23 protein-coding genes and 1 tRNA gene are annotated in these 20,799 nt (G+C 63.0%); 20 read left to right on the plus strand and 4 right to left on the minus strand.

Annotated features, from left to right (window positions below):
- The first annotated feature begins 178 nt into the window (after positions 1 to 178).
- The 4 genes from AC3WOY_RS20880 (at position 179) to AC3WOY_RS20895 (ending at position 2,915) form a co-directional block, all read left to right on the plus strand.
- A tRNA-Ser gene (locus tag AC3WOY_RS20880) sits at positions 179 to 268 on the plus strand.
- A 311-nt stretch (positions 269 to 579) separates the two neighbouring features.
- Positions 580 to 1,098: a PEP-CTERM sorting domain-containing protein gene (locus tag AC3WOY_RS20885; protein ID WP_492427250.1), complete on the plus strand. Its 519-nt coding sequence runs from the start codon at positions 580 to 582 to the stop codon at positions 1,096 to 1,098.
- Positions 1,099 to 1,203: 105 nt separating this feature from the next.
- Positions 1,204 to 1,335, plus strand: a complete 132-nt coding sequence (locus AC3WOY_RS20890; RefSeq protein ID WP_492427252.1) for a hypothetical protein — start codon at positions 1,204 to 1,206, stop codon at positions 1,333 to 1,335.
- A 128-nt stretch (positions 1,336 to 1,463) separates the two neighbouring features.
- Complete coding sequence (locus AC3WOY_RS20895) at positions 1,464 to 2,915, plus strand: Ppx/GppA phosphatase family protein (RefSeq protein ID WP_492427254.1); 1,452 nt, start codon at positions 1,464 to 1,466, stop codon at positions 2,913 to 2,915.
- Here the strand turns inward: AC3WOY_RS20895 and AC3WOY_RS20900 are convergent.
- Together AC3WOY_RS20900 and AC3WOY_RS20905 are read right to left on the minus strand one after the other, a co-directional pair.
- Positions 2,912 to 4,027, minus strand: coding sequence for an ABC transporter substrate-binding protein (locus tag AC3WOY_RS20900; protein WP_492427256.1), 1,116 nt, complete (start codon positions 4,025 to 4,027; stop codon positions 2,912 to 2,914). The two genes, AC3WOY_RS20895 and AC3WOY_RS20900, sit on opposite strands and share 4 nt — an antisense overlap.
- A gap of 86 nt (positions 4,028 to 4,113) precedes the next feature.
- Positions 4,114 to 6,180: a methyl-accepting chemotaxis protein gene (locus AC3WOY_RS20905; protein ID WP_492427258.1), complete on the minus strand. Its 2,067-nt coding sequence runs from the start codon at positions 6,178 to 6,180 to the stop codon at positions 4,114 to 4,116.
- A gap of 133 nt (positions 6,181 to 6,313) precedes the next feature.
- Between AC3WOY_RS20905 and AC3WOY_RS20910 the strand changes: the two genes are divergently transcribed.
- From AC3WOY_RS20910 to AC3WOY_RS20950, 9 genes are all read left to right on the plus strand, one after another.
- Complete coding sequence (locus AC3WOY_RS20910; RefSeq protein WP_492427260.1) at positions 6,314 to 6,751, plus strand: hypothetical protein; 438 nt, start codon at positions 6,314 to 6,316, stop codon at positions 6,749 to 6,751.
- A 143-nt stretch (positions 6,752 to 6,894) separates the two neighbouring features.
- Positions 6,895 to 7,662 carry a GNAT family N-acetyltransferase gene (locus tag AC3WOY_RS20915; RefSeq protein WP_492427262.1) on the plus strand — a complete coding sequence of 256 codons (768 nt, stop codon included), beginning with the start codon at positions 6,895 to 6,897 and terminating at the stop codon, positions 7,660 to 7,662.
- Positions 7,659 to 8,519, plus strand: coding sequence for a UDP-2,3-diacylglucosamine diphosphatase (locus tag AC3WOY_RS20920; RefSeq protein ID WP_492427264.1), 861 nt, complete (start codon positions 7,659 to 7,661; stop codon positions 8,517 to 8,519). The genes AC3WOY_RS20915 and AC3WOY_RS20920 overlap by 4 nt, the downstream gene beginning before the upstream one ends.
- The gene (locus AC3WOY_RS20925) at positions 8,501 to 8,743 is read left to right on the plus strand and encodes a DUF3562 domain-containing protein (protein ID WP_492427266.1); all 243 of its coding nucleotides are present in this window, start codon (positions 8,501 to 8,503) and stop codon (positions 8,741 to 8,743) included. Before AC3WOY_RS20920 ends, AC3WOY_RS20925 begins: the two co-directional genes overlap by 19 nt.
- Before the next feature lie 89 nt (positions 8,744 to 8,832).
- Entirely contained in the window at positions 8,833 to 9,681 is an 849-nt protein-coding gene (gene phnC, locus AC3WOY_RS20930) for a phosphonate ABC transporter ATP-binding protein (protein ID WP_492427268.1), read from the plus strand.
- A 26-nt stretch (positions 9,682 to 9,707) separates the two neighbouring features.
- Positions 9,708 to 10,688, plus strand: a complete 981-nt coding sequence (gene phnD, locus AC3WOY_RS20935; protein ID WP_492427270.1) for a phosphonate ABC transporter substrate-binding protein — start codon at positions 9,708 to 9,710, stop codon at positions 10,686 to 10,688.
- Between the two features lie 31 nt (positions 10,689 to 10,719).
- A complete protein-coding gene (phnE, locus tag AC3WOY_RS20940) occupies positions 10,720 to 11,499 on the plus strand; it encodes a phosphonate ABC transporter, permease protein PhnE (protein ID WP_492429375.1) in 780 nt (259 codons plus the stop codon).
- A complete protein-coding gene (locus AC3WOY_RS20945) occupies positions 11,496 to 12,044 on the plus strand; it encodes a phosphonate degradation HD-domain oxygenase (RefSeq protein ID WP_492427272.1) in 549 nt (182 codons plus the stop codon). The genes phnE and AC3WOY_RS20945 overlap by 4 nt, the downstream gene beginning before the upstream one ends.
- The gene (locus AC3WOY_RS20950; protein WP_492427274.1) at positions 12,041 to 12,514 is read left to right on the plus strand and encodes a GNAT family N-acetyltransferase; all 474 of its coding nucleotides are present in this window, start codon (positions 12,041 to 12,043) and stop codon (positions 12,512 to 12,514) included. The genes AC3WOY_RS20945 and AC3WOY_RS20950 overlap by 4 nt, the downstream gene beginning before the upstream one ends.
- Here the strand turns inward: AC3WOY_RS20950 and phnN are convergent.
- Both phnN and AC3WOY_RS20960 read right to left on the minus strand, forming a co-directional pair.
- The gene (gene phnN / locus AC3WOY_RS20955) at positions 12,506 to 13,771 is read right to left on the minus strand and encodes a phosphonate metabolism protein/1,5-bisphosphokinase (PRPP-forming) PhnN (RefSeq protein ID WP_492427276.1); all 1,266 of its coding nucleotides are present in this window, start codon (positions 13,769 to 13,771) and stop codon (positions 12,506 to 12,508) included. The two genes, AC3WOY_RS20950 and phnN, sit on opposite strands and share 9 nt — an antisense overlap.
- Complete coding sequence (locus AC3WOY_RS20960) at positions 13,768 to 14,976, minus strand: alpha-D-ribose 1-methylphosphonate 5-triphosphate diphosphatase (RefSeq protein ID WP_492427278.1); 1,209 nt, start codon at positions 14,974 to 14,976, stop codon at positions 13,768 to 13,770. The genes phnN and AC3WOY_RS20960 overlap by 4 nt, the downstream gene beginning before the upstream one ends.
- Positions 14,977 to 15,110: 134 nt before the next feature.
- Between AC3WOY_RS20960 and phnG the strand changes: the two genes are divergently transcribed.
- From phnG to AC3WOY_RS20995, 7 genes are read left to right on the plus strand one after another with little or no spacing between them, the layout of a single operon-like run.
- Positions 15,111 to 15,566 (plus strand): phosphonate C-P lyase system protein PhnG, encoded by a 456-nt coding sequence (gene phnG / locus AC3WOY_RS20965; RefSeq protein WP_492427280.1) that lies wholly within the window; start codon positions 15,111 to 15,113, stop codon positions 15,564 to 15,566.
- Positions 15,563 to 16,159: a phosphonate C-P lyase system protein PhnH gene (gene phnH, locus AC3WOY_RS20970; RefSeq protein ID WP_492427282.1), complete on the plus strand. Its 597-nt coding sequence runs from the start codon at positions 15,563 to 15,565 to the stop codon at positions 16,157 to 16,159. Before phnG ends, phnH begins: the two co-directional genes overlap by 4 nt.
- Before the next feature lie 21 nt (positions 16,160 to 16,180).
- On the plus strand, positions 16,181 to 17,284 hold the full coding sequence (locus AC3WOY_RS20975) for a carbon-phosphorus lyase complex subunit (RefSeq protein WP_492427284.1): 1,104 nt from the start codon (positions 16,181 to 16,183) through the stop codon (positions 17,282 to 17,284).
- Positions 17,281 to 18,162: an alpha-D-ribose 1-methylphosphonate 5-phosphate C-P-lyase PhnJ gene (locus AC3WOY_RS20980; protein WP_492427286.1), complete on the plus strand. Its 882-nt coding sequence runs from the start codon at positions 17,281 to 17,283 to the stop codon at positions 18,160 to 18,162. The genes AC3WOY_RS20975 and AC3WOY_RS20980 overlap by 4 nt, the downstream gene beginning before the upstream one ends.
- The gene (phnK, locus tag AC3WOY_RS20985) at positions 18,159 to 18,941 is read left to right on the plus strand and encodes a phosphonate C-P lyase system protein PhnK (RefSeq protein ID WP_492427288.1); all 783 of its coding nucleotides are present in this window, start codon (positions 18,159 to 18,161) and stop codon (positions 18,939 to 18,941) included. Before AC3WOY_RS20980 ends, phnK begins: the two co-directional genes overlap by 4 nt.
- Before the next feature lie 10 nt (positions 18,942 to 18,951).
- Positions 18,952 to 19,665 (plus strand): phosphonate C-P lyase system protein PhnL, encoded by a 714-nt coding sequence (gene phnL, locus AC3WOY_RS20990; protein ID WP_492427290.1) that lies wholly within the window; start codon positions 18,952 to 18,954, stop codon positions 19,663 to 19,665.
- On the plus strand, positions 19,662 to 20,798 hold the full coding sequence (locus AC3WOY_RS20995) for an alpha-D-ribose 1-methylphosphonate 5-triphosphate diphosphatase (RefSeq protein WP_492427292.1): 1,137 nt from the start codon (positions 19,662 to 19,664) through the stop codon (positions 20,796 to 20,798). Before phnL ends, AC3WOY_RS20995 begins: the two co-directional genes overlap by 4 nt.
- Position 20,799: the final 1 nt, after the last annotated feature.

Consider the following 20,799-nt stretch of genomic DNA (forward strand, 5'->3'; position numbering starts at 1 on the left):
GAAGCGGATTCAAGACAGCCTTCTATTGTTGCTTGTTAGTAATGGTGTGTGCCGGTGAATACTAGACAAGATTTATGACAGGATGATGATGCAGGGAAAGCAAGGGGACTCTTCCGAAATAGTGCGGAGCCTGCTATACTCTTTTGCTTTGCGGCTGTTACCCGCCGCAAGACGACCAGGAAAGGTGGCAGAGTGGTCGAATGCGCTGGACTCGAAATCCAGTATACGTTTATGCGTATCGAGGGTTCGAATCCCTCCCTTTCCGCCAAGGACTTGTTTCAGAAAGTCCGACAAAATTCAAAACCCGCGCTAACGTCAGTTGCGCGGGTTTTTTTGTTTTCAGGTACTGCGTTTTTTTGTCGAAAAATTTTACACAAGCTATCGTGAAGTTTTTGTCGATATTTTTAAGTGACTGAATTCATTGGAGGTTTCTGTCAGGGAATGATTCTTGCTATCAAGTTGTGTGGCGGCATCTTTCCCCTTACTCGGAACATAATAATGAAATTCAGACAACTACTCGTATTTGCTTGCAAGGCACTTGCAATTGCAGGCTTTTCGGTTGCGGCTAACGCAGCCACCATGACGTATAACGGTTCTGCCGCAAGCAATGTAGATACATGGTCACCGACGCAACTGACGCTGAATGTCGGCGACACCGGCCTTCTGACAAACCTCAGCGTGTACATCAACATCGGGCAGTACTACGCCGATGACATCACGCTCAGCCTGATCCACGACGGCACTACCGTCAAACTGTACGATGGCCACGGCGATTCACCGTACTCGACGATCGACGCTACCTTTACCGACAGCGCATCGTCCGGCGCTCCGTATAACGACTCCGCAATCGGTATCTTCCTGCCCGTACAGAGCCTGAGCGCCTTCTATGGCAAAAATATCTTCGGTGCGTGGACGCTGGAGTTGCAGGATTTCGTTGTCCCCGGCGACGAAACGCCACTCTATGGATGGAGCATTACGACGACATCGGGTCCGTTGCCGCCTGTGACAACGGGCGTGCCCGAGCCTGGCATGCTGGCCTTGTTCGGCATCGGCCTCCTTGGTCTCGGTCTTGCACGACGCAGGAGTCGCCAGGCCTGATTGGGGTCCGCGCCTGACGAAAACCCGCTAGCGAGAAATCGCAGCGGGTTTTTTGTTGCCTCATTGCGGAGTGGTGCAGAAGGGGCTGCATCGTTCCGAATCATCATGGCGCAGGCGCATTTTTACTGCGCCATCAACCTGGACGCCGACGACAGGCTGGTCGAAAAACTGCAGTCGGTGCCCGAGCAGGTCAAGGCAAAGGGCAGGTTCAACGCGATCATTGTCCGTTACCGCTGACGCTCGTGCTTCCGTCATCCGGCAGTCACAATCCTTCGTTATCGTCCTGCATTTTGTCCGTTTGGGCATCTCCCGTTGGTGATACATTCGGGGTATTCGACGTCGGTACCGGAAAAGAAGGAAAAGGGATGTTCGCTGCTGTAGACCTGGGTTCAAACAGTTTTCGCCTGCATATCGGCAGGCTTGAGGGAGGCGCCTTTCGCATCGTCAAGACTGCGCGCGACCCGATCCGCCTTGGCGCCGGTCTCGACAGCAAGGGCAACCTGACGGAACAGGCGAAGCAGGCCGCCCTTGATTGCCTGAAGAATTTCCGCGCGATACTGGATGCCTACAGCCTGGACGCCGTGCGCGTCGTCGCCACCAATACCTTGCGCATCGCCCGCAACGCTGCCGAGTTCCTGCCGGCGGCGGAAAAGGCTATCGGCCATCCCATCGAAATCATTTCGGGCGAGGAAGAAGGACGCCTGATCTACATGGGCGTTGCCAGCAAGCTTGCCCTTCCGAACGAGGCCCGGCTGGTGATCGACATCGGCGGCGGCTCGACCGAGCTGATCCTGGGGCAGGGGCAGGAGATCCGCCATGTCGAGTCATTCAGCATCGGCACCGTGAGGCAGAGCCAGGCATTTTTCCCGGAAGGACGGATTGATGCCGCTTCCTTCGACGCCGCCATCCTGTCTGTGCGTTCCCTGTTCGAAGATGCGGCGCCGCTGTACGACCGCCAGTACTGGACGGGAGCCTACGGTTCCTCCGGAACGATACGCGCGATTTCGGAAAGCATCGCCAGGAATGAAATCGGCGATGGCACCATGTCGATCGCCAGCCTCCATGCACTGATGCAGCACCTGATCGCCTGCGGCCATGTGAGCAATGTGCAGCTGGCCGGCGTCAAGCCGGAGCGCGTGATCGTCATGGCAGGCGGACTGGCGATCCTGATCGGCATCATGCAGGAACTCGGCGTGCCTTCCGTCACGGCGGTCGATGCCGGATTGCGCATGGGCGTGCTGTGGGACCTTCAGTTGCGCGCCAACAAGCTGGACCGCCGCGAAATGTCGGTCCAGGAATGCATGCGGCGTTTCCATGCAGTGGAAAGCCGCGCGGTGCAGGCGGCGCGGACCGCGGTCACATTCTTCGAACTGCTCAAGCCGGCCTCGGATGCGCTGGGCCAGTACCTGTACTGGAGCGCCATGCTGCATGAGATCGGGCAGGCCATCTCGCATACCGGCTACCACAAGCACGGCGCCTACATGGTGGAGAACGCCGACCTGCCAGGATTTACCGCGCGCGAGCAGCGCGTGATGAGCACGCTCATCGTTGCGCAGAAGGGAAACCTGCGCAAACTGGGCGACACGCTCGCCGATCCCGATTTCGCCAAGGCGGTGCTGTCACTGCGCCTGGCGATCATTTTCCTGCATGCGCGTGTCGATGAAGGCGTCAGTGGAATGCGGCTGAAGATGAAGAATCGCATTGACATCGAGCTCAAGCGGGACTGGCTCGGCAAGCACCCGACGCTCGCCTACTGGATCGAGAAGGAGCGAGACTGGTGGGAAGAGGTCGGTATCGACATGAGCGTCAAAAGCTAAAACACCAATCCACTGCCCTTGCGGAACAGTGCAATGTCGACATAGCCCGACAGCCGGTTGCTGCCGCTTGCAACGGTTGCAGACAAACCGCCCAGGTCGATCGTCCCATTCCTCGCGGTGAAGTCCTCCAATGCGAGTCGGCCGCCGCGTTTCGATTGCCGGATCGCGGCGACGAGGGCCTTGGCGGCGGCAAAACCCTCCAGCGTCATCGACGACACCTTCTCGTCGCGGTACTTCTTCATGCCGTTCAGGTGCTCGACCTGCAGCAGCGTCGTCCCGGCTGCGGGATTCGGCACGACCTGTGCAAAGACCGTCCATTCCAGCGCGCGTCCGCCCGCCAGTTCGCGCAGGGTGGCGAGATTGGTCAGAGACGTGCCGGCCACGAAGGTTTGCGCATCATGCTTACGGTATGCCTTGAGGAACTGGGCGGTGCTGATGGTGTCGGCGATGATGAGAATGAATCCGGGACGTGCCGCCGCCATGCGGGCCGCCTCTTCGGCAATCCTGTCGCCCTGTGCGCCTATCCTGGCGATGGTCCGCAGGTTCACGCGTTGCTCTTGCGCGGCGGCAGCCAGGCTGCGGTACGCCAGTTCGCTCGAAGGCAATTGCTGGACGACCACCCCGGCATCGGTGATGCCGAGCTTGCTGAAATGGGAGAGGATGTGCCGGATTTCCTGTCCGTAGCTCGGACGCCAGAACAGTACGCGGGCACCGGGCGGGTAGTCCGCTGCCGCCAGCGGCGCGAACAGCACATGGCCGCTGCGCTTGACCAAGGGCGCGTTGAGGACCGCCTGCGTGGCGTCGTCGCCGATGCCGCCCAGCAGGTAGTCGACCTGTTCCCGTTCGACCAGTTCCGAGGCGAGGCTCGCGGAAAGCTGCGGCTGTCCCCGATCATCGCGCGCGACGTACTGGATGCGCTTGCCGTTGATGCCGCCGGCGGCATTGACCATGTCGAAGTATGTCTTGATTCCCGCCACATAATCGCGCCCGATGCTGGCGTTCGGGCCTGAAAGATCGACGGCCTGGCCGATGACGATGGCATTGCCTGCGCCGGTGGCGGAAAGCGATACGGAAAGCAGCAGCGGCGCGACGGCTGCACGAAGACGCGACATGAAATGGCCTGGCATCGATTGATAAAAATGAAACAGTTTCGGAAGGGCGCCATTGTGCCCTCCGATTGTGACAATGTGATGAAGCCTTATGCGCGCTTTTCCAGAAGCAGCGGTTCCTCGAAGGAGGACGGAAGGTTGCGGGGGGCGTAGCGCATCCTGCCCTCCGGCATATGGGTAACCGTCGCGACAGATGCTGCCGCCGGCATTGCCACCGGCGCATCCTCGAGCTTGAAGACCTCGACCGCCGCCGACAGGCCCGCGGCCTGGCGCTGCAGCGAGGCAGCCGCTTCCGCCGCATGCTCCACGAGCAAGGCATTGCGCTGGGTGACTTCGTCCATCTGGTTCAGTGCCTGGTTCACCTGCTCGATGCCGGCGGTCTGTTCGCGGCTTGCCGCCGTCATGTCGTTCATGATGCTGGCCACCTTTTGCACCGAGCCGACGATCTCGTCCATCGTGCTGCCGGCGGCGGAGACCAGCATGTTGCCCTGTTCCACCTGGCGGACCGAATTCTCGATGAGCGACTTGATCTCCTTTGCCGCCCCGGCCGAACGCTGCGCCAGTCCGCGCACCTCGGCGGCGACCACGGCGAAGCCTCGGCCCTGCTCGCCGGCGCGGGCAGCCTCGACCGCCGCATTCAAGGCCAGGATGTTGGTCTGGAACGCGATGCCGTCGATGACCTGGATGATGTCCATGATGCGGGCCGAACTCTCCTTGATCGCTGCCATCGTGTCGATGACCTGGCCCACCGCATGGCCGCCTTTCGCCGCCACCTCGGCGGCCGACAGGACCAGCGTGTTTGCTTCGTTCGCATGACGGTCGTTTTGCCGGACGGTAGCGGTCAGCTCCTCCATCGAACTCGCTGTCTGCTGCAGGGAGCTGGCCTGGGATTCCGTGCGTGACGAGAGGTCGCCGCTGTCGGCGGCAATCTCATGCGAGGTGTGCGTAATGGTCTCGCTCGCGTTGCGTACCTGCGCGACGAGTTGCGCCAGTTCTCCGTTCATCTTGCCGAAGGAATTGACCAGCCCGCCGATTTCGTCCTTTGCAACCGAGGAAATGTGCGCGGTCAGGTCGCCGGCGGCGGCCCGTTCCACGGCGTGCTCCAGTTCCCGCACTTCGCCCGAAAACGAGACATAGAAGCCGGCCAGCAGGTAAGTCGTCACGGCCAGGCCGCCGAGCGCGGCGAAGATGATCAGGTAGAGCCGGGCCCAGAGCAGCTCGATGCGTTGCGCCAGCAGGCTGTCGAGCTCGGCAGCGGAGGCGCGGGCCGCAGCGTAAATGGCATCGATGCTGCCGGTCCCCGCTTCGAAGAACTCCTTGCCCGACGTCTGGTTATACGATTTCAGGACCTCGTCCTGGGCGCGCTCGAGGAAGGCGACAGCGCCCTGCACGGCATTCAGATGGCCCTCCAGCGGCCGTTTCAGGGCCGGATTTTCGCGGAAGACCGATGCGAACTGCACCGGCAGCCGGTCGAGGTCGCGGCGGGCGATCATCACGTTGGAGCTGAGCAGCATGTCCTCGTTTGCCTCCAGCAGGGCAGTGTCGATATAGGCAGCGCCGCGTCCCGCGATGGTCGACAGCATGTCGGCGATCGGTGGAAAACCATTGATCAGCATGGCGGTCAGGTGATAGCTGTCGAGTTCCGGATCGAGCGTCAGGCCCGACCGGTCGGCGACGAGGGCATTCATCTTCGCGATCCGCTCAATCACACCCGTATGCTCGGCGTAGCTGTCCTTTGCCTTGGCCGCCGGAACCTTCTGCTCGACCGCTTCCCACGCACCGCGTACGCCGGACCATGTGTTGTCCAGCTCCAGTGCGGCCGATGCCTTGTCGATGGCATCCAGTGCGGCCAGTTGCTCCCTGATGGCGTTGCGTGTGCGCTCGGCAGGTTCCTGCATGCCCGCATTGCCGCTCAACTGCAGGTGACGCTGCGCGCGATGCTGCTGCACCAGCCGCATCATGTCTTCCAGCGCGACCACGTAACGGACACCGACGCGTTCGCGCTCCGCTGTTTTCACGGCCTTGTGCAGTTCGGCATACAGCAGACCCAGGACGAGCAGGAGGGGCACCATGAACACCATGGCCACGAGTGCGAACTTGGGGAGCAGCCGCATGCGCTGCATCAGGGCGACTGCAGGGGCGAGCAGGATCTTCACGTTCATTCCTTGTTGTTGGTTGGTTTCCGGCAATTTTGAATACGGATTGTGACGGGATGATGAACGGCAGGGGAGTTGAAGAAAATGGATAAACGATATATATTGTTTATACTATTTTTTCAGGGGGAATGACATGGCAAAAGAAACCGCATCCAAGGCAGGCGCAAAAGCGCCGGCAAAGAAGGCAGGCACACCCAGGGCCGCGAGGCCGGCCACAAAGAAAGCCGCTCCGGCTGCCAAGCCGGATCCGGCAGTCAAGGCGATCGCCGCGAAGGCGCCCAAGGTTCCGGTCAAGGCCGCGGAAAAGCCGGTGGCCAAGCCGGCCGCCGAGCCGAAGGAAAAACCGAAGAAGCCCAAGCTCGTACGCGACAGCTTCACCATGCCCGAGGCCGAGTATGCGGTGCTGGGCGAGGTCAAGAAGGCATGCCTGAAGGCAGGCATCGAAGTGAAAAAGAGCGAGCTCCTTCGTGTCGGCGTCGCGCTGATCCGCCAGCTCGACACCGCGAAGCTCAAGGAAATCCTCGCCGGACTGCCCGCACTCAAGGCCGGCCGTCCGAAGAAGGGCAAGTAAGGGTAAGTAATACCCGAGCCCGGCGCGCATTCCGCCGCCGGGCGTCGTTCCGTGTTGCGCTGTCACGGAACTGAAACTTCGCTGTCATTTGGCTGAAGTAATACGCCGTTACGCTTCGTCCGTCGAAACAAGGGGGATGAAGCATGCGATTGCTGGATGCCGACACGCAAACCAATGCCGCGACGTCGAGGCTGACGCTCAGTCTTGCGAACACGCACCAGGAGGTGCGGGAAGTTCAGCGGTTGCGCTACAAGATCTTCATCGAAGCCGAAGGGCGGTCAGGACTCGCCAACGACGACGGTATCGATGCCGACGAGTTCGATTCCTACTGTGACCACCTGATCGTCCGCGACACGCGGACCCTGAAAGTCGTCGGCACCTACCGTCTGCTCGGGCCCGCTGCTTCACGCAAACTCGGGCGCTTTTATTCAGAAGGCGAGTTCGACCTGGGACGCATTGCGCACCTGCGCAACAGCACTGTCGAAGCCGGACGCGCCTGCATCGACCCGGACTACCGGAGCGGGGCGGTCATCATGCTGCTGTGGGCCGGCCTGGCCGCGTACATGCAGCGGCATCGCTGCGAATACCTGGTCGGCTGCGCCAGCATCTGCCTCGCCGACGGCGGGCACAATGCGGCAGCCATCTATCGCAGTCTCTCCGAAACACAGCTCGCGCCGCCGGAGTACCGCGTCACGCCTCACGTCCCGTTTCCAATCGACGGCCGCGGCCTCAAGCATGAGCCCCAGGTTCCGCCCTTGCTGAAGGGCTACCTGCGCAGCGGCGCATGGGTGTGCGGCGCACCGGCCTGGGATGCCGATTTCCACACGGCAGACCTGTTCCTGCTGATGCCGCTGTCACGGCTCGACGGCCGCTACGCACGCCACTACCTGAAGGAAGGGAGGATGCTGTGAAACCGCGCGACAACTTCCTCGACCCGGACTTCATGAAGTCCGCCGGCCACGGCAGGCGCCATGTCAAACGCTTCCGCACGATCTGGATATCGGATATCCACCTCGGCACCACCGGCTGCCAGGCGGCGCGCCTGCTGGAGTTCCTGCAGGCGACGGAATCGGAAACGCTCTACCTCGTCGGCGACATCATCGACGGCTGGCAACTGAAGCGCCGCTGGTTCTGGGACCAGACGCACAATAACGTCGTGCAGAACGTATTGAAGAAGGCCAAGAAGGGCACGACGGTCATCTTCGTTCCGGGCAACCACGACGAGGCCATCCGCCAGTTCATCGACCTCGACTTCGGCGGCATCCGCATTCGCGACGAACTGATCCACGTTACCGCCGAGGGCAAGCGCATGCTGGTGCTGCACGGCGACCGCTTCGACGGTGTCATCGCCTGCGCCAAGTGGCTCGCCTATGTCGGCGACAGCCTGTATACGATGATCCTCAAGTTCAACCAGGTGTTCAATGCCTGGCGCGCACGCGCCGGGCTTCCGTACTGGTCGCTGTCGCAGTACCTGAAGCTCAAGGTCAAGAACGCGGTCAGCTACATCACATCGTTCGAGCACGCCTTGGCTGCGGAGGCGAAGCGCAAGGGCGTGGACGGCATCATCTGCGGCCATATCCACAAGCCGGAAATCCGCGAGATCAACGGCATCACCTACTGCAACGACGGCGACTGGGTGGAGAGCCTGTCGGCGCTGGTCGAGGAGTCCAGCGGCGAACTGCGCCTGGTGACCTGGCAGGAAATCGTCATGCAAGCAAGCAAGGAAGCATCTGGAGAAATGCCGGAAATATGCATCTCGCCGACCTGAAAGGGGCGCAATCCACGCCTGATGCTCAGGACGGCGATTGCCAGCGCCACCTCCGCTTCATTGAATCGCTCGCCGAAGAAATCCATTGCCAGGTGCAGGACATCGCTCCCCTGTATGAAGAAGTACTGGCATCGCTGTCCGGCGCAAAGGTCGAGGATTACGTGCCGATCTTCGTATGCCGGCGCGTAAGACGCATCCTTTCCGGTCGTTGTGTTTCCTCCTGATATTTCATGTTGCTGTCATCCCGTCTTCACACGCGTGACATATTTCGCCCGGATACTGCGACCGTCAACACAGAGGATCGGCGGATATCATGATGATTGAAATCAGCGGTTTGTCGAAGACGTTCAAGGGCGGTTTCCAGGCACTCGACAGGGTCAGCCTGAACGTCGCACCGGGAGAAATGGTCGCCCTGATCGGCGCATCGGGATCGGGAAAATCGACCCTCCTGCGTCATGTCTCCGGCCTCATGTCCGGCAACGGCGTGTCCAGCCAGGTCCGTGTCGCGGGCAGGCTGGTGCAGCGCAACGGCGCGATCGAGCGCGACGTGCGCGCGGTGCGTGCCGATGTCGGCTTCGTGTTCCAGCAGTTCAACCTCGTCGGACGCCTGCCGGTGCTGACCAACGTGCTGTCCGGCGCGCTCTCGCGCATGCCGCTCTGGCGCAGCTGTCTGAAGCGATTCACCCAGGAGGAGCGCGAACTCGGCCTCGAGGCGCTGGCGCGTGTCGGCATCGTGGAGCATGCGTACAAGCGCGCATCGGCACTGTCCGGCGGCCAGCAGCAGCGTGCCGCCATCGCCCGCACCATCGTCCAGCAGGCCAAGGTCATCCTCGCCGACGAACCGATTGCCTCGCTCGATCCGGAATCCGCGCGCCGCGTGATGCAGACGCTGTCCGACCTCAATCGCCAGGACCGCACCACCGTCATCGTCTCCCTGCACCAGGTCGACATGGCGCTGCGTTTCTGCCCGCGCACGGTGGCGCTCAACCGCGGCCGGGTCGTGTATGACGGCCCTTCTGCCGCACTGACCACGGCGATGCTGCGCGACCTGTACGGCGCACAGGCAGAGGAAATCCTCAGTCCCGCCGCCATCAATGGCCAGCCGCAGGTCCCGGCCGCAAGCGGCTTCCAGGCTGTCCCCGCATTCGCCGCACTGGCCTGATCATCATTCTGACAAGGAGCCTGACCATGTACCGCACACTGCTTTCCGCCTGCGCCGCCGGCATTCTGTTTGCCGCGAATGCTTCCGTCGCGCATGCCAGCGAAGACGTCAAGAACATCAACTTCGGCATCATCTCCACCGAGTCTGCGCAGAACCTGCGCCAGGACTGGCAGCCGCTGCTGGAAGACATGAGCAAAAAGCTCGGCGTCAAGGTGACGGCCTTCTTCGCGCCCGATTACGCCGGCGTGATCGAAGCCATGCGTTTCGGAAAAGTGCATGTCGCCTGGCTGGGCAACAAGTCAGCCATCGAGGCCGTCGACCGCGCCGGCGCCGAAGTCTTCGCCCAGACCGTGAACGCGGACGGCACCACCGGTTACTACAGCTATATCAGCGTGCACAAGGACAGCCCGCACCAGACCCTGGACGATGTGCTCAAGAACGCAAAGAGCCTGAATTTCGGTATCGGCGATCCGAACTCGACGTCCGGCTTCCTGGTGCCGACCTACTATGTGTTCGCGCAGAACAATATCGATCCGAAGACGGCATTCAAGACGGTTCGCGGCGCCAACCATGAAGCGAACATCATGGCCATTGCCAACAAGCAGGTCGATGCCGCCGTGCACAGTTCCGATGTGCTCGAGCGCATCAAGGCCCGCCAGCCGGAAGTGGCAAAGCAGCTGCGCCAGGTGTGGAAATCGCCGCTCATCGCCTCCGACCCGATCGTGTGGCGCAAGGACCTGCCGCAGGACATGAAGAACCGCGTCAAGGACTTTCTCGTGACCTATGGCCAGTCCGGGCCGGAAGCCGTGCAGCAGAAGGCCGTGCTGAACAAGCTGACCTTCGGCAGCTTCCAGGAGTCGAGCAACGCGCAACTCAAGCCCATCCGCCAGCTCGAACTGTTCAAGGAAAAGACCAAGCTCGAAGCCGATGCCAACATGAAGGCGGAAGAGAAGAAGGCGAAGCTGGACGACATCGCCCGCAAGCTGTCCGATATCTCCAAGTCCTGATCGAAGTGCCATGCAGCAGACGCATCCGCACATGAACGCCGGTTATCCGGCACCGCCCCGGCATGATTTCGGCAAGCTGCTCGCCTGGGCGATCCTGCTGGCCGTTCTGGCTGCGTCGTGGCAGGGCGCGGACATGCGCCCGCTGGAACTGTTCGGCGATGCCGGCAACATGGGAACCTATGCGGCCAGCTTCTTCCCGCCGGATTTCCATGAGTGGCGCCTCTACGTGGACGAGCTGCTCGTCACCCTGCAGATCGCCGTCTGGGGCACAGTGCTCGCGGTGGTGTTTGCAATTCCGTTCGGCCTGCTCAGTTCGTCGAACATCGCGCCCTGGTGGATCTGCCAGCCGGTGCGCCGGTTGATGGATGCAGCCCGCGCCATCAACGAAATGGTGTTTGCGATGCTGTTCGTGGTGGCGGTGGGGCTGGGGCCGTTTGCCGGCGTGCTGGCTTTGTTCGTGCATACCACCGGCATCCTGTCCAAGCTGTTTTCCGAGGCGGTGGAAGCCATCGATCCACAGCCGGTCGAAGGCATCCGGGCGACCGGCGCGCATGTGCTCGAGGAAATCGTCTATGGCGTCCTGCCGCAGGTGATGCCGTTGTGGATTTCCTATGCGCTGTACCGTTTCGAATCGAATGTGCGCTCCGCCACGGTGGTCGGCATGGTCGGTGCGGGTGGCATCGGCGTGATCCTGTGGGAAGTGATCCGCAGCTTCCAGTATGCGCAGACCTGCGCGGTGCTGATCATGATCGTTGCGACGGTCAGCATCATTGACCTTGTTTCCTCCCGCCTGCGGAAAATTTTCATATGACGATGTGGACACTTGGCACAATCGCCGCATGGCTGCGCCACCGCGGCAGCGGCCTGTATGGCGGCGAGGCCGTCACGCAGCAGGCGCACGCGCTGCAATGCGCGACGCGGGCGCTGGCGGACGGCGCCGGCCAGGCGCTGATCACGGCAGCGTTCCTGCACGATATCGGCCATCTTTCGGACAGCGCGGACGACCGGCGCCATCCGCACGAGCAAATTGCCGCCCGCATGCTGGCCGACCTGTTTCCCCCGGCGGTCACCGAACCGATCCGGATGCATGTCAGCGCCAAGCGTTATCTCTGCGTGGCTGAACCTTTGTACTGGTCCGGCCTGTCCGAAGTATCGCAGCGCAGCCTGGAGTGGCAGGGCGGCCCGTTCTCGCCGGACGAGGCAGCCGCCTTCATTGCCTTGCCGTTTGCGGAAGATGCGGTGAGGCTGCGGCGTTGGGATGATGCGGCGAAGGTGCCGGGTGCGCCGACCTATTCGCTCGACCATTTCCTGACTATCATGTCCTCACAGTCCACAGAATCCCTCGCTTCCGCATGAGCACCGACATCCTCCCCGAACTGACCGTCCGCGAGGCCCATACCGGCGACGCCGAAGTGCTTGCACGCCTGCAGGCGGAAATGGACGACCGGACGCTTGACGAGGACGGCTATGCGGCCGCCGCCATGCGCGAGGTCCTGCTAGACATGGCGGCCTATCCCTTCTTCAAGGCTTACCTGGCAACGGATGCGGGTGGCGAGGTGGTCGGCACATTCAGCCTGCTGGTTTTCAACAGCCCGTCGCACCACGGTACGCCGCAGGCTGTCCTGGATGCCGTAGTCGTCACCGGCAAGCGCCGCGGCGAGGGGGCCGGCGAGGCGATGCTGAAGCAGGCTATGCGTATCGCAGCGGAAGCGGGATGCTACAAGCTGATGCTCTCGTCCAACCTCAAGCGCATCGATGCCCACCGCTTCTACGAACGTCTCGGCTTCAGCCAGCACGGCGTCGGGTTCAGCATCCTGCTATCTTGAAAGAATCTCGAGCAGTTGCTTTCCGGCTGCTTCCACCGGGCCGCTGTTGTCGAGGCGGATCACATTTTCCCCATCGGGCGGCGCGAATTGCGCGGCGCGGTCGAGCCGGCGCAGCAATGCAGGGCCTGCTTCGCGCTGCCGCGCCTCGATGCGCCGCTGGATTTCATCGGCATGCGCCTCTACCCAAATGACCTGCGCATCCGGAAACTGGCGCCGCAGTTGCGGCACGAACTCGCGCGAGCCGTTGACCACCACATTGCGGCCTGCGCGCAGCACCGCCTCGATGCTGCGCGGGATGCCGTAGCACAGCCCGTTCGCTTCCCACATCATTGAGAAATGTCCTGACGCGGCATGTTTCCAGAACGTGTGTTCGTCCACATGGTCGTGCATTTCGCTCGCGTGAGCCGGGCGGGTAATCGTGCGGCGCGCAAACGCAATGCGCGCGTTCGCCGGCGCATGATATTGCGCCCATTGCAGCAGCGTATCTTTTCCGACGCCGGACGGCCCGACCAGGAAGTACAGGCGGCCGCTTGCGGGAAGGGCGGCCGCATGGCGCCGTGCGCCGAACGGAAAGCGGCGCCACGCGGAAAACGGTTCGTCCGGACGCTCTTCGCGGAAGATGGTCAGCGCATCGATCGAAGGGATACTGGATGCCAGGGCAGGCATGAAGCATTCTTCCGCTGCCTTGCGCAACGCGTAGGCGGTGTTGTCGTCGACCTCATCGAGCGAGTCGGTGAGCGTCAAGTGGAAGCGGAACTCCTCTTCCGTGTATGGATAGCCCCAGCGCGCCAGCAAATCTTCCTGGCGCGGGCTCAGGCCGTTGCTGCGGCGGCGCGAAAGTTCAGCCGCGGTCGGCGTGGCGCGAAGGAGGTCGAAGTAGCTGACGCAGCGCATGGCGAGAGCGGCGATCTCCTGCGCAGGTTCCAGGGGCCGCAGGGCGAGGAAACCGGCCATGTTGCGGACCTGTATTCCGCGCAGGAATATCGGATGCTGCAGTTCGGCAAAGGCATCCGCCAACGCAAGCAGGTCGGTTTCCGTAAAGCCGTCCATCAGACGGAAGGGCGCTTTCAGCGTGGCATGAAATCCGTAACGCCGGGCCTGCCGCGTCAGTCCACGGAAGAGTGCAGGGGGAACGCCGGGGATATCGGGTTGTGCGCACTCCGCGCCGCGCGCAGGATCGCGCCCCAGCCACTGGCATCCGGCCTCCCACCAGGATGAATCCGGTGCAGGAGCAAAATAAATCGCGTAGCGCGTCATGCCGCCAGGGGAACGCGGCGCGATGCCTGCAGGCGCGCAGGTTCGGCGCAATAAACGAGTCGCCCGGCGGCAATCGTCGCTACCAGCCGGACATCGCCGTCCCGGGATGCCTCCACCAGCAAGAGATCCGCACGGCACCCCTCGGCCACGCGGCCCCGATCGCGCAGGCCGAGTGCGTCCGCCGGATTGCGCGATACCAGCCGCCATGCCTGCGCCAGCGTGCACGCACGATGCTCGCAGGCCAGCTTGAAGGGGGCGTGCAGCAGGGAAGGATAGTAGTAATCCGAGGCGAGGATGTGGCAGCTTTCGCTGCGCACGGATTCGGTCGCAGACAGGCCGCCGCAATGGCTGCCGCCGAGCAGCACGTTGGGCGCGCCCATGATGACCCGATTGCCCATTTCCATCGCGGCGGACAACGCTTCGGCAGTGCGCGGGAATTCGCTGATGGTTGCTTCCATCTTCTGGTAACGCTCGCGGTCGCCGCGCGTTTCGTCGTCATGCGAAGCCATTGGTATGCCGTGGCGCCTGCATGCCGCCGCGAGAGCCTGGATGGCGGCCTCCACTTCTTCGCCGCGCGTCTTCGCGCTGTCGATGCGGGAACGGAATTCGGCGGCGTCGCAACGCGCCCGTTCCGCATACGCAGCCAGCTTTTCGGGACGTTCGGCCTTGCGCGCGATCGCGGGCAGATGCTCGTTGAACGCCAGGAGGCTGATCCATCCGTTTTCTACCCATTCCAGCGCGTTGCGCACACCATCCACATTGTGGTTCTCGAAGCGCAGGTGGACACGATGGTCGGCATGGAAGATCGCGCGCTTCGTCATGAGCTGCCTGAACATCGCGTCGGCCGCGTCACGGCCGCGCAGTCCACCCTCCCAGGAAAACGTCAGGCCGTGGCAGGCGGTCGTGATGCCGTTCGTGATCAGTTGCCTGTCCGTATCGAGGAGGGCGACATCATGGGCGAAGACCGTTTCCGGCCGGGGCTGGATCTGGCGTTCGAATGCGTCGCCGTGAATGTCGACGATGCCGGGCAGAAGCATGAGTCCGTCCGCGTCGATGACCGCATCCTCATGGTGGACGCGCTGCTCGCCGGAAAACGCAATGCGCTCGATGCGCGCGCCGGACGTCACGACATGCGCGGTGGTGTGCTGTTCGGGATTTCCTGCAGGTGAAGCCAGGAGTGTTGCGCCGTGGATGAGCAGTCGCATGGAAGTCCTCGCCTGTAAACAGAATGGCATCATGCTAGCCAGCGATTGTGACCGGTTATTGACATCGAAGTTTTCCGGTGTGCGAGTTCCGGTGTGTCATCAGGATTTCATTTTCATGTGATCCAATCGCCGCCATGAAAGAACAGACCTCATCCCCCGAGCGGGCTCGCTGGATCTCTCTGCTTGCGAAGGCGCCGGCCGATGCGCTGCATGAAGCGGCACGGCAATACGGCGACTTGCCGCAGTTCCTCTGGCTGCGGCGGCCGGAGACCGGCCTGGCCATGGTGAGGGCGAGGGCCGGCGGAACAGGCGCGCAGTTCAACCTGGGGGAAATGTCGGTGACGCGCTGCGCGCTGCGCCTGTCTTCAGGACAGACCGGCGTTGCCTATGTCGCAGGGCGCGACAAGGGGCATGCGGAGCTGGCGGCGGTGTTCGATGCGCTGATGCAATCCGATGAGCATGCACGCGTGCGGGACATGGTGTTGCAGCCGATCGAAGCGGCGCTCGCGGAGCGGCATGCGCGCGACCATGCACAGGCACAGGCGACCCGCGTTGAATTCATGACGATGGTGCGAGGAGAGGATGCATGAGCGCGGTGATCGACGACCAGTTGCTGCCGGCATGGGACGACAGTGTCCGTGCCTCGCAGGCAACCTTCCGCTGCCTGCTGGATGCACTTGCCGAGCCGGGCACCGTGCGTACGCTGCCGGTGGAAGTGGCAGGCCCCGCGCCTTTGCACGATGCCACCACGGCACTGTGCCTGACGCTGCTGGATTTCGATACGCCGGTGTGGCGCGATGCCGCCACCGGCACAGCGTCTGTCGCATCCTACCTGCGCTTCCACTGCGGCTGCCCGTTGACGGATGACGCAGCGTGGGCGGCATTCGCGCTGGTCGGGAATGCCGCGGACGTCGATCTGTCGTCGTTCGCCAGAGGGAGCATGGAATACCCGGACCGCTCCACGACGCTGTTCATCCAGGTGCCGTCGCTCGACGATGGCCCGGAGCGCACGCTTTCCGGTCCCGGCATTCCCGGCACGCGGTCGCTGCGGGTGGCCGGCCTTCCCGCCGGCTTCGCCGCGCAGTGGCGTGACAACGCCGCCGCATTTCCCCTTGGCGTGGACGTCGTTTTCTGTTGCCGCGGCCAGATCGTTGGCATGCCGCGAACCACCCACATTGACTAACCTGCCCGCGGAGTTACCAGCATGTATGTAGCAGTGAAGGGCGGCGAAAAAGCCATCGAGGAATCCTGCAAGGCGCTCGCACGCAAGCGCCGCGGCGATCCGGGCGTGCCCGAGCTGTCGCTCGCACAGATCCGGGAGCAGATGCCGCTCGCCGTGGCGCGCGTGATGAGCGAAGGCTCGCTGTATGACCGTAACCTCGCCGCGCTGGCCATCAAGCAAGCCAGCGGCGATCTCGTCGAAGCGATATTCCTGCTGCGAGCCTATCGCACGACTCTTCCGCGCTTCCTGTCCACCGTCCCCGTCGATACGTCCCGCATGCGCATCGCGCGCCGCATCTCGGCGACATTCAAGGATGTGCCGGGCGGCCAGATCCTCGGGCCGACGTACGACTACACCCAGCGACTGCTCGATTTCACGCTGGAGGCGGAATCCCTGGAGCAGGGAGAAGATGAAAAACCGGCTTCTGCCGCCCCTGCATCCATGCCGCGCGTGCTGGATTTCCTGAACCGGGAAGGCCTGATCGAGGCGGAAATCCCCGATGAAAACGATCCCCAGCCGGCCGACCTGACCCGCGACCCCTTGCATTTCCCCGCGACACGCGACGCCCGGCTGCAAAACCTGGCGCGCGGGGACGAGGGCTTCCTGCTGGCGCTCGGTTATTCCACCCAGCGCGGCTATGCCAACAGCCATCCCTTCGCCGGCGAGATCCGCTACGGCTGTGTCGCCGTGGAAGTCGTGCCGGAGGAACTGGGCTTTCCCATCGAGATCGGTGAAATCGAATTGACGGAATGCCAGATGGTCAACCAGTTCAACGGCTCGGGCGACGAGGGCGCGAAATTCACGCGCGGCTACGGACTGACGTTCGGCCACGGCGAGCGCAAGGCGATGGCCATGGCGCTGGTTGACCGCGCGCTGAGGGCGCAGGAGCTGGGCGAAACCGTGAGTTCGCCGGCGCAGATGCCGGAGTTCGTGCTGTATCACTCGGATAACGTCGAGGCATCCGGTTTTGTGCAGCACCTGAAGCTGCCGCACTACGTCGATTTCCAGTCCGAGCTGAACCTGATCCGCGCGCTGCGCCGCGAACAGGCGGACGCGGGCGACATTCCGGACCAGAAGGTGGCATGATGCACGCGACTCCCGCCATGCAAACCGGCACCCCGGTCGAACCGGGCTACAACTTTGCCTATCTCGACGAGCAGACCAAGCGCATGATCCGGCGCGCGATCCTCAAGGCTGTTGCCATTCCCGGATACCAGGTGCCGTTCGGCGGACGCGAGATGCCGCTTCCCTATGGCTGGGGAACCGGCGGCATCCAGGTCACGGCCGCGGTCATCGGGCAGGATGATGTGCTCAAGGTGATCGACCAGGGATCGGACGACACTACCAATGCGGTCAACATCCGGCGCTTTTTCCGCCGCACCACCGGCGTCGCGACGACGGAAAGGACGGCGGAAGCGACGCTGATCCAGACGCGCCACCGTATTCCCGAAACGCCGCTGCGCGCCGGCCAGACCATCGTGTACCAGGTGCCCATCCCCGAGCCCCTGCGCTGGCTGGAACCACGCGAGGAGCAGACGCGCAAGCTGCACGCCATGGCGGACTACGGCCTGATGAGCGTGAAGCTGTATGAAGATATCGCGCGCATGGGAAAGATCGTCACGTCCTACGACTATCCGGTGATCGTCAACGGGCGCTACCTGATGCGTCCGTCCCCGATCCCCAAGTTCGACAACCCGAAGATGGACTGCAGCCCCGCGCTGCAATTGTTTGGCGCCGGGCGTGAAAAGCGTATCTACGCGGTGCCGCCCTACACCTCGGTGAAGAGCCTCGATTTCGAAGACCATCCGTTCGAGATCGAACGCTGGGAACATGCCTGCAGCCTGTGCGGCTCGCGCGACAGCTTCCTCGACGAAATCATCGTCGACGACCGGGGCGGCAGGGAATATGTGTGCAGCGATACCGACTACTGCAGGGACAGCCGTTCCCGGAAAGAGGCGCAATGATGGACGACACCCAGCCGCTGCTGCAGGCGGAGAATGTGTGCGTGCGGTTCGGCGTGCGCACGGCCTGCGATAACGTGAACCTCGCGCTGTATCCCGGCGAGGTGCTGGGCATTGTCGGCGAATCGGGTTCCGGCAAGACGACGCTGCTCAACTGCCTGGCGGGGCAACGTGCGCCGGACAGCGGGCGCGTGCTGTTCTCCACCCGTCACGAAGGCATCGCAGACCTGTACCAGGTCAGCGAAGCGCGGCGTCGCATGCTGGCGCGCACCGACTGGGGTTATGTGCACCAGAGCGCGCGCGACGGCCTGCGCGGTGACGTCTCCGCCGGTGCGAACGTCGGCGAGCGCCTGATGGCGGTCGGCGCCCGCCACTACGGCAACATCCGGCAGGAAGCGTCGCAGTGGCTGTCGCGGGTCGAGATCGATCCGGGGCGAATCGACGACCTGCCGCGCGACTTTTCCGGTGGCATGCAGCAGCGCCTGCAGATTGCGCGCAACCTTGTCACCCGTCCGCGCCTGGTGTTCATGGACGAGCCGACGGCAAGCCTGGACGTATCGGTGCAGGCACGCCTGCTCGACCTGCTGCGCCAACTGGTGTCGCAACTGCATGTGGCGGTGGTCATCGTCACCCATGACCTGGCGGTCGCGCGCCTGCTCGCGCACCGGCTGATGGTGATGCGGCAGGGACAGGTTGTTGAGGAAGGGCTCACCGACCAGGTGCTCGACGATCCGCAACACCCGTACACCCAGTTGCTGGTGTCCTCCGTACTGCAAGCCTGAAGGAAACGATATGTCGCGACGCATCGAGGCAAGAAACCTGTCCAAGGACTTCACGCTGCACCTGCAAGGCGGCCTGCAACTGCCCATCCTGTCAGCGATCGACCTGGATGTGGACGCCGGCGAGTGCGTGGTGATCCATGCACCCTCGGGAGCGGGAAAAAGCACGCTGCTGCGCTGTCTGTACGCCAACTACCGGGCAAGCAGCGGCAGCATCAGGGTGCGCCATGACGGCGACTGGGTGGACCTGGCGACGGCGCCTCCTCAGAAGGTGCATGAAGTCCGCCAGCGCACGATGGGTTTCGTGACCCAGTTCCTGCGTGTGATTCCGCGGGTATCGGCGCTCGATGTCGTCGCCGAACCGCTGGTGGTGCGTGGCATGGATGCAGGGGATGCAAGGGACAAGGCGAAAGTGCTCCTGTCGCAACTGCGCATTCCGCCGCGCTTGTGGCATGTGCCGCCCGCTACCTTCTCCGGCGGGGAGCAGCAGCGCGTGAACATCGCCCGCACCCTGATCAGCGACTATCCCATCCTCCTGCTCGACGAACCGACGGCGTCCCTCGATGAGGGAAACCGGGACACGGTGATCGAGATGATCGCGGCGGCGCGGGATCAAGGCGCGGCCATCGTCGGGATATTTCACGATCCCTATGTGCGGCATGCGCTCGCCACCCGCCTGTTCCATATCCAGCCGGTACAGCCGGCATCACTGGTGCCCGTGCCATGAAGACCATCTCCAACGCCCGCATCGTCACCGCCGACGAGGATTTCGTCGGCAACATTTCCGTCGATGGCGCACTGATTGCCGAAGTCATGCCCGGCCGCACGTCGATCCGCGGAACGGAAGACTGGGAGGGCGATTACCTGTTGCCGGGAATGGTGGAACTGCATACCGACAACCTGGAGAAGCACCTGATGCCGCGCCCGAAAGTGACGTGGCCGATCCTGCCGGCGATCATTGCCCACGACCGCCAGGTTGCCGGTGCCGGCATTACCACGGTGCTGGACGCGCTGTCGGTCGGCGACATCGATAGCGATTCCCTGCGCACGCAAACCCTGTCGGCCTGCAGCGAAGGCTTGCAGGAGGCTGCGGCGTCCGGGTTGCTGCATGCCGACCATTACCTGCATATCCGGCTGGAGCTGGCGGAGGAAAACCTGCTGCCGCTGTTCGAGCCTTTCCTGCATGACGACCGCTTGCGGCTGGTGTCCCTGATGGACCATACGCCGGGACAGCGGCAGTGGACCGACATCGGCCACTACCGCACTTACGTGACGGGCAAGCGCGGCTGGAGCGAAGAGAAGGTCGAATCCATGCTGGACCGCCTTCTCGACCGCCAGCAACGCTATGCCGCCTCCAACCGCAATGCCGTGATCCGGCGCTGCATGGACCGGACCGATCCGGTTCCGCTTGCCACCCACGACGACACGACCGTCGCCCATGTGGAAGAGGGCGTCAGCGAGGGCGTTTCCATTTCCGAATTTCCCACTACGATCGCTGCCGCTCGCGCGGCACGCTCACAGGGACTCGGCATCATCATGGGCGCGCCGAACGTGGTGCGCGGCGGTTCGCATTCCGGGAATGTGTCGGCAGCCGAACTCGCGCGGCACGACCTGCTCGATGTGCTTTCATCCGATTACGTGCCGGCCAGCCTGCTGCATGCTGCCTTCCTGCTGCAGCGCGAAGGGTTCAGCCTGCCCCGTGCCGTCGCGACGGTGTCGCGCAATCCGGCAATGATGGTCGGCCTCGCCGACCGCGGCGAAATCGCGCAGGACTTGCGTGCCGACTTCCTGCGTGTGCGCGTGGTCAACGACATTCCTGTCGTGCTCGGCGTGTGGAAAAAGGGGATGCAGATTGCGTAGC

It is taken from the genome of Noviherbaspirillum sp. FW303-A3, assembly GCF_058788695.1.

Coding starts and splice junctions, on each gene's coding strand:
- phnG (WP_492427280.1), top strand. CDS start 15,111: ATGAAAGAACAGACCTCATCCCCCGAGCGGGCTCGCTGGATCTCTCTG.
- AC3WOY_RS20960 (WP_492427278.1), bottom strand. CDS start 14,976: ATGCGACTGCTCATCCACGGCGCAACACTCCTGGCTTCACCTGCAGGA.
- AC3WOY_RS20945 (WP_492427272.1), top strand. CDS start 11,496: ATGACGATGTGGACACTTGGCACAATCGCCGCATGGCTGCGCCACCGC.
- AC3WOY_RS20890 (WP_492427252.1), top strand. CDS start 1,204: ATGGCGCAGGCGCATTTTTACTGCGCCATCAACCTGGACGCCGACGAC.
- AC3WOY_RS20910 (WP_492427260.1), top strand. CDS start 6,314: ATGGCAAAAGAAACCGCATCCAAGGCAGGCGCAAAAGCGCCGGCAAAG.
- phnN (WP_492427276.1), bottom strand. CDS start 13,771: ATGACGCGCTACGCGATTTATTTTGCTCCTGCACCGGATTCATCCTGG.
- phnL (WP_492427290.1), top strand. CDS start 18,952: ATGTCGCGACGCATCGAGGCAAGAAACCTGTCCAAGGACTTCACGCTG.
- AC3WOY_RS20915 (WP_492427262.1), top strand. CDS start 6,895: ATGCGATTGCTGGATGCCGACACGCAAACCAATGCCGCGACGTCGAGG.
- AC3WOY_RS20980 (WP_492427286.1), top strand. CDS start 17,281: ATGATGCACGCGACTCCCGCCATGCAAACCGGCACCCCGGTCGAACCG.
- AC3WOY_RS20900 (WP_492427256.1), bottom strand. CDS start 4,027: ATGTCGCGTCTTCGTGCAGCCGTCGCGCCGCTGCTGCTTTCCGTATCG.
- AC3WOY_RS20925 (WP_492427266.1), top strand. CDS start 8,501: ATGCATCTCGCCGACCTGAAAGGGGCGCAATCCACGCCTGATGCTCAG.
- AC3WOY_RS20950 (WP_492427274.1), top strand. CDS start 12,041: ATGAGCACCGACATCCTCCCCGAACTGACCGTCCGCGAGGCCCATACC.
- AC3WOY_RS20995 (WP_492427292.1), top strand. CDS start 19,662: ATGAAGACCATCTCCAACGCCCGCATCGTCACCGCCGACGAGGATTTC.
- phnE (WP_492429375.1), top strand. CDS start 10,720: ATGAACGCCGGTTATCCGGCACCGCCCCGGCATGATTTCGGCAAGCTG.
- AC3WOY_RS20975 (WP_492427284.1), top strand. CDS start 16,181: ATGTATGTAGCAGTGAAGGGCGGCGAAAAAGCCATCGAGGAATCCTGC.
- phnD (WP_492427270.1), top strand. CDS start 9,708: ATGTACCGCACACTGCTTTCCGCCTGCGCCGCCGGCATTCTGTTTGCC.
- AC3WOY_RS20895 (WP_492427254.1), top strand. CDS start 1,464: ATGTTCGCTGCTGTAGACCTGGGTTCAAACAGTTTTCGCCTGCATATC.
- phnH (WP_492427282.1), top strand. CDS start 15,563: ATGAGCGCGGTGATCGACGACCAGTTGCTGCCGGCATGGGACGACAGT.
- phnK (WP_492427288.1), top strand. CDS start 18,159: ATGATGGACGACACCCAGCCGCTGCTGCAGGCGGAGAATGTGTGCGTG.
- AC3WOY_RS20885 (WP_492427250.1), top strand. CDS start 580: ATGACGTATAACGGTTCTGCCGCAAGCAATGTAGATACATGGTCACCG.
- phnC (WP_492427268.1), top strand. CDS start 8,833: ATGATGATTGAAATCAGCGGTTTGTCGAAGACGTTCAAGGGCGGTTTC.